At 65.5% G+C, this 11,233-nt stretch carries 9 protein-coding genes; 2 read left to right on the top strand and 7 right to left on the bottom strand.

The annotated features are described in order from the left end of the window. The first annotated feature begins 4 nt into the window (after positions 1 to 4). Positions 5 to 1,225, top strand: a complete 1,221-nt coding sequence (locus FDZ84_RS25715; protein WP_168587967.1) for a TIGR02679 family protein — start codon at positions 5 to 7, stop codon at positions 1,223 to 1,225. Between the two features lie 380 nt (positions 1,226 to 1,605). On the opposite strand, the gene FDZ84_RS25710 is transcribed toward FDZ84_RS25715, so the two are convergent. The 3 genes from FDZ84_RS25710 to FDZ84_RS25700 form a co-directional block, all read right to left on the bottom strand. Beyond that, positions 1,606 to 2,403 (bottom strand): carbon-nitrogen hydrolase family protein, encoded by a 798-nt coding sequence (locus FDZ84_RS25710; RefSeq protein WP_168587966.1) that lies wholly within the window; start codon positions 2,401 to 2,403, stop codon positions 1,606 to 1,608. A 26-nt stretch (positions 2,404 to 2,429) separates the two neighbouring features. Beyond that, on the bottom strand, positions 2,430 to 3,698 hold the full coding sequence (locus FDZ84_RS25705; RefSeq protein WP_246868419.1) for an MFS transporter: 1,269 nt from the start codon (positions 3,696 to 3,698) through the stop codon (positions 2,430 to 2,432). A 71-nt stretch (positions 3,699 to 3,769) separates the two neighbouring features. Next, on the bottom strand, positions 3,770 to 4,528 hold the full coding sequence (locus tag FDZ84_RS25700) for an HpcH/HpaI aldolase/citrate lyase family protein (protein WP_168587965.1): 759 nt from the start codon (positions 4,526 to 4,528) through the stop codon (positions 3,770 to 3,772). Between the two features lie 176 nt (positions 4,529 to 4,704). Between FDZ84_RS25700 and FDZ84_RS25695 the strand changes: the two genes are divergently transcribed. After that, positions 4,705 to 5,391, top strand: a complete 687-nt coding sequence (locus FDZ84_RS25695; protein ID WP_168587964.1) for a GntR family transcriptional regulator — start codon at positions 4,705 to 4,707, stop codon at positions 5,389 to 5,391. Between the two features lie 61 nt (positions 5,392 to 5,452). Here the strand turns inward: FDZ84_RS25695 and FDZ84_RS25690 are convergent, their stop codons facing one another. The 4 genes from FDZ84_RS25690 to FDZ84_RS25675 form a co-directional block, all read right to left on the bottom strand. Beyond that, positions 5,453 to 6,682, bottom strand: coding sequence for a PLP-dependent aspartate aminotransferase family protein (locus tag FDZ84_RS25690; protein ID WP_168587963.1), 1,230 nt, complete (start codon positions 6,680 to 6,682; stop codon positions 5,453 to 5,455). Positions 6,683 to 6,888: 206 nt separating this feature from the next. After that, positions 6,889 to 8,403: a M81 family metallopeptidase gene (locus tag FDZ84_RS25685; RefSeq protein WP_168587962.1), complete on the bottom strand. Its 1,515-nt coding sequence runs from the start codon at positions 8,401 to 8,403 to the stop codon at positions 6,889 to 6,891. A 34-nt stretch (positions 8,404 to 8,437) separates the two neighbouring features. After that, on the bottom strand, positions 8,438 to 9,922 hold the full coding sequence (locus tag FDZ84_RS25680) for an FGGY-family carbohydrate kinase (RefSeq protein WP_210435109.1): 1,485 nt from the start codon (positions 9,920 to 9,922) through the stop codon (positions 8,438 to 8,440). A gap of 1 nt (position 9,923) precedes the next feature. Further along, entirely contained in the window at positions 9,924 to 11,174 is a 1,251-nt protein-coding gene (locus tag FDZ84_RS25675; RefSeq protein WP_168587961.1) for a nitrate/nitrite transporter, read from the bottom strand. Positions 11,175 to 11,233: the final 59 nt, after the last annotated feature.

Below are 11,233 nucleotides of genomic sequence, written 5' to 3'. Positions count from 1 at the left end.
CACGTTGGATCAAGATCGGCTGCGACGGCTGCTCGGCGATCCTGAGTTGGCTTGGCTGGTCAACCGGATCCGCACCCGAATGGAAAGAGGCCAAACCCTGCACGGCACGGTCACGCTCGCTGACGCGACCGCCGCCCAACGTGCCGCCGTGCACCGGCTGCTAGGACGCCGCCCACGTGCTGGTAGCAAGGTAACGGTGTTACTGGACACCGTCGACGATGTGTTGCGCCGATCAGGTGCCTGCGAGGATGGTTTGGCGGCCGCGGTCGTAGCGCTCACCGGACCGGTGTCCGAAAAGGCAGCGGTTGCAGCGAAACTGGCGCAAGCCTGGCAGGATGCGTTCGCCCCGCTGGAAGAAGTGGTCGGCCAGCAACTCGCCGACTGGTACTCGGCGATCCGCGATACTGGCCTGGTCCGCAGGCTCGCGGGCAGCCCAAAAGTCGCCGGCCCGATTCTGCACGATCTAGCTGGGGTCGTTCGGAACCTGCCTGCCGATGGCGAGCCGCTGGGGCACTTCGCAGCACGGGTAACAGGTCGTGCGCATGCCCTGGACGAGGGCCCCCTCGCGACTCTCGCACTCGGGGCCGCACGTGCTCTGACAGGCATCCCGAACGGCAGCGGCTCCGAATGGCGGCACGAGGTATGGGCCTCGGTCGGCCTGCTGCGTGACGACGTGTCAAGCACCGTGTTGACCTTGGGCCTGCCTGGCGACGACCGCACGGCGACCGGCCGCGCGCTGGCCGCCTGGCACGAGGCCGGACAGCCGGTGGTGTTGACCTTGCGCCAACTGGTCCGCGATCCCCCCGTATTCACCGAGCAACTGGTGTCGGTGTGCGAAAACCCGGTGGTGGTCACGGCCGCAGCCGACCGCCTCGGGAGCACATGCCGACCGCTGATCTGCACCAACGGCCAGCCGGTTGCAGCGGTGACTCACCTGCTGCGGTTGCTGACCGAAGCGGGAGCCGAACTCCGCTACCACGGCGATTTCGACTGGGGCGGCTTGCGCATCGCAAATGCCGTCCTGGACCGCTTCCCCGCACGCCCCTGGCGCTTCGACACGGAGTCCTACCTGGCGGTCGCGGCACGCGGCCACGACCTGACCGGCAACCAGGTGACCGCCCGATGGGACGCTGACCTCACCGAGGCCCTGCGCAACACCGGCAAAGCAGTCGAAGAAGAACTGGTCCTCGACACCCTCCTCACCGACCTCACCCCCAACGCCTGAGTCCCTCCCTAAACCGCTGGAGGCGGCCAGTTCCATCACAACCCACACGACCAGCCGGTACTCGTCGAAGGCTGAGAAATCGCGATCCGACTGTTCGGCATCCGACGGCCGTTCTTGTAGATTGCGCAAGTCAACAGGCTGATGATCGTCGCCGACCGCAGTTTGCCGAGACGACTTGCCCGATTGCCGACCAAGCCGCAGTCGTTAGCGCTGCGGAGAGTCCACCTGATTTAGCATTGATGACGCCGTCGGCGACACCGGGCGGTGAAGCGGTGTCGCCGACGGCGTCGTACGCGTCCAACAGCGCACCGAAGTCACCAGGTGATGACATACCGGCGAACTGGGTTGACCGCGGCTCGATTGGATGACCACGGACTCGCTCAACGTTCGATGACAGCAAACCGCCGTAATTCGAGGGCCGGATTGGTGGCACGAACTTCGGCAATCCGATCGGCAGAGACTTCGGCGACGGCGACTCCGTCCGCCTCGCCGAGTGAGGCGAGCTGCACACCCATCGGGTCGACGATCGTGCTTCGGCCGACGCCTCCTGGCGCGGTTTGGCCGCAGGCAGCCACATACATGGTGTTCTCGATGGCCCGTGCTCGCACCAAAGTGGACCAGTGATCCTCTTTGAGGGGGCCCGGCACCCAAGCAGCGGGCAGCAAGAGCACGTCCGCGCCAGCGTCGACGATCCGCCTGGTCACCTCGGGAAAACGCACGTCGTAGCAGGTTTGCATGCCGAACCGGATGCCGTCGACTTCGAAGAGCTCGGGCTTGTCGATCTTGCCCGGCCGCACCCGGGTGGACTCGGTGTACCCGAACGCGTCATAGAGGTGCACTTTGCGGTAGGTCGCTGCGATGCGTCCGTCCTCGTTGATCGCGACGAGTGTGTTGTGGATGCGGTCGGGGTCGTCGCTGGTCTCGTTGAAGCCGCACACGATCGTGATGGTGTGGGCTGCAGCCAAGTGCCCCAAGCTCCGGACGAACTGACCGCTCAGGGGTTCGGCTGACCGCAGGAACCGCTCATCCATTCCCGGAACCGAGAACATGGCGAATTCAGGAAGCACGATCACACGCGCACCAGCCTCAGCCGCGGACCGCACGTGGTCGCTGATCTTGTCGGCATTGCATTTCTTGTCGCTGGTGGGGGCGAACTGGGCCACAGCGATGGGGAGCATTCGTTGGTCCTGTCTCTTCAGCTCACTCATGGGCGTGCGGCGGTCACAGCTGCCGGAGGCGGGTCGATGCGGTCCATCCGTCCGAGGACGAGGGTGTAACTGATGATTCCGGCCACGATCACGAATCCGGTGACGATGAAAGCCCATGCGAACGATCCGGTGCTGTCCACCACGATTCCTGTGACGATGGGCGCCGCGATTCCGATCGTGTTGGCGATGAAGTTGACGATTCCTCCCATGGTCCCGGTGTATCCGTGGGGAGCGATCAAGGACACGATGCTCGAGCCTGCGGGAACCGACACGGCCAGACCGGCGGCACCGATCGAGAGGAAAGTGATCGCGACAGTAATAGAGTTCGCATAAGCCGCGCCGACGACCGCTAGCGAGGTCAGCATGCTGGTGATGAGGATGATGCGGCGTACCCGCGTGGCCTGTGCGGTGCGAGCGATCCATCGATCCATCAGCACTCCGGCGATGAGGAACTGCGCGATGACCGCCACCAACCACGGAACCATCGTGTAAAGGCCACCTTTGAGCAGATTCACGCCGAACTGCTTCTCGAGGTAGCCCGGCAGCCACGTCAGCAGGACGTAGTAGGCATAGGTGTATGAGGCGAACCCCAAGGTCAGGCCCCACGTCTTCCTGCGCCGGAGGAGATACCCGAGACCGTTGAGCGATCCACTTGTTCGGGCGTCTTCGTCCTCGGCCCCGCCATCCCTGATGAGGGCGTATTCCTGCGCGGTGAGACGTCCGCTCGCGAGTGCCTGCTTGGGCGTGCGGTAGAGGAGCCACCAGACCAGCAGGAAGACCACGCTCAGCACACCGGTGAAGATGAACGCCGCGTGCCAGCTGAACGCCGACACGAGAAAGGCCATGATCGGGATCCCGAGCACGTTCGACATTTTGGAGGAACCATCGAAGATGGCTGTGGCCGTGCCCCGTTCCTGCTTGGGGAACCACTGCCCGATCGCCTTCCACGCCGCAGGAACCGACGGTGCCTCACCGATGCCGAGGATCAGGCGGGCGATGATCACGAGGCCGAGACCACCGGCCGCCGCCGAGAGGAATGAGGCCAGCGCCCAGAGGGTGACACCGACCCGGTTGACCCAGCGCACGCCGATCTTGTCGATGACCGATCCGATGGGCATCTGCAGGACGGCGTAAGTCCACAAGAACGCCGATGAAATGATCCCCATTTGTGCGGCCGAGATGTCGAAGTCACGCATGATCTCCGGAGCCGCAACAGAGAGATTGACGCGGTCGATGTAGTTGACGAAGGCACCGATGCCGAGCACGCCGGCGATCTTCCAACGGACCCGGCCAACACGACTCGGTGCCGCCACCTCGGCGGAGACCTCGGACATGCTCACGACGAGACCTCCTCGGCGAGCGCGGATGCTTCGTGGAACGCGGCGCTGAGCCCGACGCGTAACGCGTCGTGCTGCATGGTTAGAGCCAGTTGATGCGCACCGTGCTCCAGTGCGAACTTCTTCTCGTCCTCATTCCAAGCCGGCATGACCCAGTGTTTACCGGCCGACCGCGCAGCATTGGCGATCGTGCGCTGATCGGCGAAGTCGCCAGCGTCCCTGGAATAGGCACCGCGGTCACGCCGCACCGACAGATCACCGGGACCGACGAACACCCCGTCCACAGTCGGAAGATCGAGGATGGCCCCCACCTCGGCGAGGGCACCGGCATGCTCGATCATCGGGTAGCAGCGGATGCGGGCGTCCTCAGCCGCCAGCCACTCGTCGGTGTAAGGGCTGTATCCGATGGTGCGGCCTCCCGCCAGGCTGCGGTCTCCCGCCGGTGGGAACTTGGCGAATGCGGTCACCTCTCTGGCGTGCGCGGCACTCTTGATGTGCGGGAGCACCACGGCGTCAGCTCCGAAGTCCAGTGCCTGCTGGATCGGCGCCCGTTCGGGCGCGAGGACCTTCGCGAGCACGTCGAGACCGAGCGCCTTCAGAAACGGCGTGAATCTTTCCAGGTCGGCGAGCCCGAAGGCGCCGTGCTCGATGTCGAGGACAACAGCACCATAACCGAGGTGGCGAGCGATCTCGGCGGCAGCACAGTTCGGGTCGGACAGCCACACGGCGAAGCGGTAATTCGGGATGCGTTGGTTCACAGGATTACGACTCCTCGGTAACTCGAGCGCTTGATCGCCCGCCAGACGGCATTCCACATAGCGGGAAAGGAGAGGCGAGACCCACACGCAGCTTGTGTGTTCCTCGTGTATACACGAGGAGTACAGGGGGTGTCCAGTATGTTGAGGAGGGAACGGCCAAGTCGAGGAGGCAAATCATGGCTGTCGATGCACCCAGTCAGGTCGATTCGCGGCGCCAGCGGCCCGCCGCAGGGCGGGTTTACGACTGGTTGCGCGATGGGATCCTCACCGGCCGGCTGGCCGAGGGCACCTTCCTCGATGAGGTGTGGGTCGCGGAGTCCGTCGGCACTTCCCGCACGCCGGTGCGCGAAGCGTTCCACCGCCTCCACGCCGAGCGGTTCATCGACCTGTTGCCCCGCAAGGGAGCGCAGGTGCACGTGGTCACTGCCCGCGAGCTCGACGAGGTCAACGCGACTCGGATGTTGATCGAACGGCACGCTGGCAGCGCGCTGTGCGCAGACCGCGTCGGCGCCCCTCTGGAGATGCATGAACTTCTCGATCTCATGGAGGAGGCCGAGCGCGCGCTCGATTGGCTCCAGGCCGTCCAGCTGAACTGGCGGTTCCACCGCTCGATGGTGAGCGCGCACGGAAATGTGGTGCTCACCGAGATGTACGACACCTTGCAGGCGCGGCAACAACGTGTCGGGCTCCGGGCGCTCGAGTCCAGCCCGGCCCGGGTCCCAGTCATCGACGGACAGCACCGGGGCATCGTCAGAGCACTCGATGACCACGACAGCGACAGGCTGCAGCGCTTGCTCGGCGAGCATCTGATGCCGGTTCCCGAGGTGACCGCAGTTCTCGGGTCGGACGCCCGCGGGATGTGATCACCGACGAGTACGTAAGCCCAATTCGTCGTCTGGCGCGCACTGAGCCGGTCCGTCTGCGTCAGGGAGCGGGCACCGCCGTGTCCAGGGCTGCAGCCAGGTCCGCGATGAGGTCATCGGGGTCTTCGAGTCCCACCGCCAGACGTAGCAGGCCGTGGGTGCGGAACACCTCGGGGAACATCGCGGCACGGCCGGCGGGGGTGTCCTCGTAGACGATGAGGGTCTCGTCGTGGCCCAGAGACACCGCGGAGGTGATCAGCCGCAGGCTGTTGACGAAGGCATTGCGGGTGTCATGATCGGCGTCGAGAGCGAATGCGATCATCGCGCCGAAGCCTTGTCCGCCGAATTGCCGCTTGGCGAGCCGGTGCTGCGGGTGTGACGGCAGTCCCGGGTAGGCGACGTGCAGCACGCGGGGGTCGCCGTCCAAGAACTCCGCCACGCGCTGGGCGTTGGCGAGGTGCTGACGCAGGCGAAGTGGCAGCGTGATCGACCCGCGGGAAATCAGCCATGCGTTGAACGGGGATATGGCAGCGCCCACGTTGATCATGGCCTCGGTTTTGATCGGGAGGATCAGTTCCCGCGGCCCGATGACGGCTCCGCCCATCGCGTCGCCGTGCCCGTTGATGTACTTGGTCAGGGAATGCACCACCAGGTCGGCGCCGTGCTCCAGCGGACGGAACATCGGTGGAGGCGTGCAGGTGGAGTCCACTGTCAAAAGCGCGTCTTCCGCATGGGCGATGTCTGCCAGGGCCTGGATGTCGGCTGTTTTTACGGTTGGGTTGGCGATGACCTCGGTGTGGATGATCCGCGTGGTGGGACGAATCGCCGCACGCACGGCATCAAGATCCGTGACGTCGACGAATGTCGCCTCGATACCCGACTTGACGGGCAGCAGCTCGGAGAACAACCGCCATACGGCGCTGTAAGTGACATCGGAGACGATGACGTGATCCCCGGCGTTCAGGTGAGTAAAGAACATGGCGTGCAAAGCCGCCACACCGGTGCCCAGCACGACCGCGTCATCGCCTCCGTCGAGGGTGGCGAGCTTGCTCTGGAGCGCGAGCTGGTTCGCGCCGGACTCACGTGTGTAAACGAGCAGGTCAGGGTTGTCCGGGTCAAGCGTGTACGGGTCCGCTGGCAGGGCGTAGGAGTTCGCCATGATGATCGGTGTACGGATTGCACCCGTGCCGACGTCAGCCTGATTCCCGCAGTGCACCGTCTGGGTCTGGAAGGCGAGCGTCGCCGGATCGTGCTTATTAGGCCTGGAAGGCGGAGGGCTCGGGTTTGACATGGGACTCCCTCGAATCGCGGGTCGATCTGCGGCGCTGCATCAAATCAAGTACACCCGACGTGATCATCGCAGGCTGGGTGGCGTTCACAGCAGCGATCCGAGTCGTGCTGGAAGCGTGGTTTACCGCGAAGATCGCCGCAGAGCGCAGCGTGTCATCGGGTACGCAGCCACTCCCCCGCGCGCTCGTCCCGGTGATCGCGGCCTGGCTAGGCCCGACGGCCGGTTGTCGAGCGGTCCCGGCCGAAATGCACCGGGTACTCGATCTCGTCGGTATCGGTCCACGGGTACATCGACTTCGGCAACCGGCGGAAGTCCAATCGGCTCAGGTCGGCCGCGGCCGATCCCGGTGTATCGGCTTCGCAGATGAGTCCCGCGAACTTGGTGTAGGCGGCGCGGAACGACGTGTTGGCCTTGACCACCACGAGGTCGTACAAGGTCGGCTCGATCCCGAAGGCCCGGTAGAGCTGCGGGTCGCCGTTTCCCGCCATCCACTCGCAGACGACGGTGTCGAGGGTGCCGAACCGCAACACCGCGGTCGTCCCTATGCGATTGATCATTCCTCGGCCGGCCGGGCCTTCCTGCGCGAACTCACCATCGTGGACCGAGCGGACGTAGCCCTCGGCCTTGATCGAGACGGCGTTCGGGTCGTGTGCGCGGCCTACCTCGAAAGTTGCGCGCCCGCCGATTCCGATCCGGTGCGCTTCGGCGGCTGCTGCCGGATCGTTGACCACCGTGGCCGCGCGAATCTGCGACCCGCGCTCCAGCAGGCGCGCGGCCACGGCCATGCTGTCCCCGGGAGCACCGGCGTTGCACGAGTCCGCGGAGTCAACCAGGATCACGGGTTTCGGTGTGTCGGGGTCCTCGGCGAGGTCGATGATCTCGTCGATCGACATCAGGTTCGGGGTGAACTCGTGGCGCGCTGCGTAGAGCCGCTGAGCCAACTCGCGGGCACCGGCCGCAGCTGATTCCCGGTCCGCTGCGATGACCACGGCCGAGGAATTGCCCTCGGCCAGGTCCAACCAGGGCTGCATCTGGTAGACGGTGAAGTCGATGATGCGACCTTCGTCGACCATCGCACGTCCGTGCTCGATCAAATCCCGGAACGGGCCTTCGAGTGTGTTGTACGCGGACGCGGAGACGATCATCGGGATCGGTACCCAAGCCATCTCCAACGTGCCGCCGGTGATCGCCTCCAACGCCAACTTCGCCGTGCGATAACCGGTTTCGAAGAAGTCGACGTGCGGGTAGGTCTGGTACCCGACGATGAGGTCGGCGTCCCGGACGAGGTCCTGCGAGATGTAGCCGTGCAAATCCGTCGAGGTCGCGATCACGCATCGGTCGCCCACGATCTCACGAACCCGCCGCGTGATCTCCGCCTCGGGGTCGTCGAACTCGGTCGTCTGCAGGGCGCCATGGAACGACAACAGCACCCCGTCCAGCGGCAGGCAGGCCTCGATCTGCGGAATCAGTCGCTCGAGGTAGTGGTCCATGACGGCTTGTTCTGCGATGCCCCCGCTCTGCGAGAACATGACGGTCCCGTGCACGACTTCAGCGTCGGCCGCGTGGTCCTCCAGGGCCTGGATCATTCCGCCGATGGCGCACGGCTTGCCCGCCAGGGACTCGTGGACCTGCTCCGGATCCAGGATCCCTCCCTGGCGCCACTGCTCCAGGGTCGAGCGGACGGGGCTGAAGGAATTGCTCTCCTGGCGGAACTCGGTCATGAAGATACGCACGTGGAAACACGCTCCAACTGGTTCAGTACTTGCCGTTGAGCTGGTCGAACACATCCCGCAGCGCCGGGGAAAGCTGGCGGTAGACGTCGTAAAGCCGGTCGTAGACCGCCTCGTTTTCCGGGTTCGGGGTGAACACCCGCTCGATGGGCACCTCGTCGACGATCGAGTCGTAGTCGGCGATCTGGCCCAACCCGATCATCGCGCAGTAGTAGGCCCCCAGAGCGCCGGTGTAGCGCGGTGCCCGGGGAACTTCGATACGCATCTGGAGGACGTCGGCGAGCATCTGCATCCAGACCCCACTGGTCGCTCCCCCGCCGACCACGCGGATGCTCTCCAGTTGGGCGCCGGTGCTCCGCGAGAACCGTTCGAGGTTCATCCGGTGCGTGTAGCAGATGCTCTCCATGACGGCCCGCAGCATGTGCCGGCGGTCGTGGGAGGTCGTCAGGTTGAGGAAGATCCCCTTGGCGTTCTTGGACAGCGGCGGCAGTTCACCGGCCAGCCAATGCGTCGCGACGAGGTCGAGCGATCCGGGCTCGACCGAGGCCACCTCCTTCGCCAGAAAGTCGTGCAGGGAATCGCCGAGGACGCCCTTCTCCGCCCGGTACAGCTGCTCGGTCGCCCAGTCATAGGCCAGGCAGCCGGTCTGCAGCGCGAACACCGCGCCCTCTCGATCAGCGTCGAAGCTGAAGTTCAGCGGCGCGTCCAGCGAACTGCGATCGGGCACGACGCTGACCAACCACGACGACGTCCCGAAGTAGATGTGGACGTCGTTGAAGCCGGATCGTCCGACCCCCGCGGTGATCGCAGGCAGGTCGCCGAACCCGCCGAGCACCGGCACGCCTTCACGCAGGCCGAGATCGCGGGCAGCCGCAGCGGTCAGCGACCCCACGATATCGGTCGAGCGGGTCTGTTCCGGGAACTTCCCCAGGTCCTCCACGAGGCCGGCCGCCTTGATGATGCGGGTGTACAGATCGGCGACCTCGGGCTTGGGCGACCGGATGAAGTCGTCGGAGGGTTCGGTCACGAACCGCCCGGTGGCCCGCCACTTGAGGTAGGTGTTCAGCCCGATGATCTTGTCAGCGCGATGCCAGATCTCGGGCTCGTTCTCCTTGAGCCACAGCAGACGCGGCCAGTACTCCTGCCCGGTACCGACGAACTCCCCGACCGCCTCGTTGAGCCGGGCCGCCTGCTCGATCGCCCGCGAGTCGAGCCAGATGATCGAATCGTGCAGCACGACTCCGTCGGCATCGACCGGGATGATGTTCTTCCACGGCGCCACGAAGACGCAGGCGACGACGTCCTCCGCCGCCGAGTGGGACATGAGCCGGCGGCTCGCCCGGCACACGGCCTCCCACAACTCGGCGGGATCCTGCTCGGCCCACCCGGGCTGGGGCTGGCGCAGCGCGTAGGTCTCGTTCGCCTCTGCGACGACGGTCCCCTCGAGGTCGATCAACGCGGCTTTCAGCGACGTCGTCCCGCAGTCGTAGGTCATCACGTACTTCGACACGTCACGCCTCCTTGGCGGTAATGAGTGGTCGCTCGTCGGCCGTTTGAGACGACCGCTCGGACCCCAGCACGAGGTTGATCAGCAGACCGACCACTGCGGCGCCCGCCGTGACGTACCAGCCGACGGTCCAGTTGCTGACCGAAGCGATGTAGGGCACCAGGATCGGCGAGATGATCCCGCCGGCACCGGCGACCAGCAGGACCAGACCGACGCCGGGGCCGGCGGCGGCACTACCGAACAGGTCCGACGGCAACGACAGTCCAGGACCATTGGTGGCCGGTGTTCCCCAGCCGGCCACCACCGCGATCAGCACGGCGGCACCAAGACCCAGCGGGGCGACGTGCGGGACGAGCGCGCAGCCGACCGCAGCCACTAGGAGCGCCACCCACGCATTGGTCCAGGTGCGTGCCCGCAGCGCCCCCTTGCGAGCCACCAGGCGATCGGAGATCCAGCCACCGACCGGGGTCGACACGACCGCGATCAGGCCGTTCAGCAGGACTACCAGGCCGACCTGCGCCGAGGTGTAGTCGAGGGTGTACAGGTACTGCGCGAGGTAGGCGTACATGCCGTAGGCGTTGAAGAAACAGCACATCACCATCAGGCCCAGCAGCCACAGCTTGGGCTCCCGGTAGATGCTGCGAGTGCGAAGGGCAGGTCCGGCAGCAGCGAGCGTCCGTTCCTCCTCCAGAGGTGGCGCCTGCCGGACCAGTGCGTAGAAAAGCGCAGCTCCGAACACAGTCGCCGCGCTGATCAACCAGAAAGTGTTCTGCCAACCGATGGCCGGGGTGAGCACGCCCGCGACGTAACCTCCCAATGCCGACCCCAGGCCGATGGCGCCGAGCAGCACCCCGATGGCCAGGCCGCGTTCCCGCGTCGGGAACCAGGAACTGACCACCGCGCTGGTGACCGTGACCATGCAGCCCCATCCCTGCACGAAGCGCAGGAGCAGGATCACGCCGTAGTTCTGCACCACCGGGATCAGCGCCGATGCGATGAGAAACGCGATGATCACCCCGGTGAACGTCGGCCGCCAACCGAACCGCTCGATCAGCTTGCCCTGCACGAAGCCGCCGATCGCGTACCCGGCGATTAGCGCGGCCGAACCGAACTGAACCGCTTCCGGGGACAGCCGCAGGCTCGTGGCCAGTTCGTTCACCGCGACCGACCACGATGTCAGCGACATGTAGACCAGGGACAACAGCAGCGTGCACCCGCTCAGAGCGGCGTACTTGCCAGGTGTGTGGCGATCCATGAGCTTTTTCCTTCGATGGCTGAAGGTCGGCTGGTCGGCCCGGACAGGGGCGCCGGTGG

This window comes from Saccharopolyspora sp. ASAGF58, assembly GCF_012277335.1.
Taxonomy (GTDB): Bacteria; Actinomycetota; Actinomycetes; order Mycobacteriales; family Pseudonocardiaceae; genus Saccharopolyspora; species Saccharopolyspora hattusasensis.
Note: the sequence above shows the minus strand (reverse complement) of the source record. Positions and strands in the feature narration are given on the sequence as shown.

Excerpts from the sequence above, each read along its gene's own strand:
- FDZ84_RS25685 (WP_168587962.1), bottom strand. The coding sequence starts at position 8,403 with ATGACCGAGTTCCGCCAGGAGAGCAATTCCTTCAGCCCCGTCCGCTCG.
- FDZ84_RS25675 (WP_168587961.1), bottom strand. The coding sequence starts at position 11,174 with ATGGATCGCCACACACCTGGCAAGTACGCCGCTCTGAGCGGGTGCACG.
- FDZ84_RS25690 (WP_168587963.1), bottom strand. The coding sequence starts at position 6,682 with ATGTCAAACCCGAGCCCTCCGCCTTCCAGGCCTAATAAGCACGATCCG.
- FDZ84_RS25695 (WP_168587964.1), top strand. The coding sequence starts at position 4,705 with ATGGCTGTCGATGCACCCAGTCAGGTCGATTCGCGGCGCCAGCGGCCC.
- FDZ84_RS25710 (WP_168587966.1), bottom strand. The coding sequence starts at position 2,403 with ATGCTCCCCATCGCTGTGGCCCAGTTCGCCCCCACCAGCGACAAGAAA.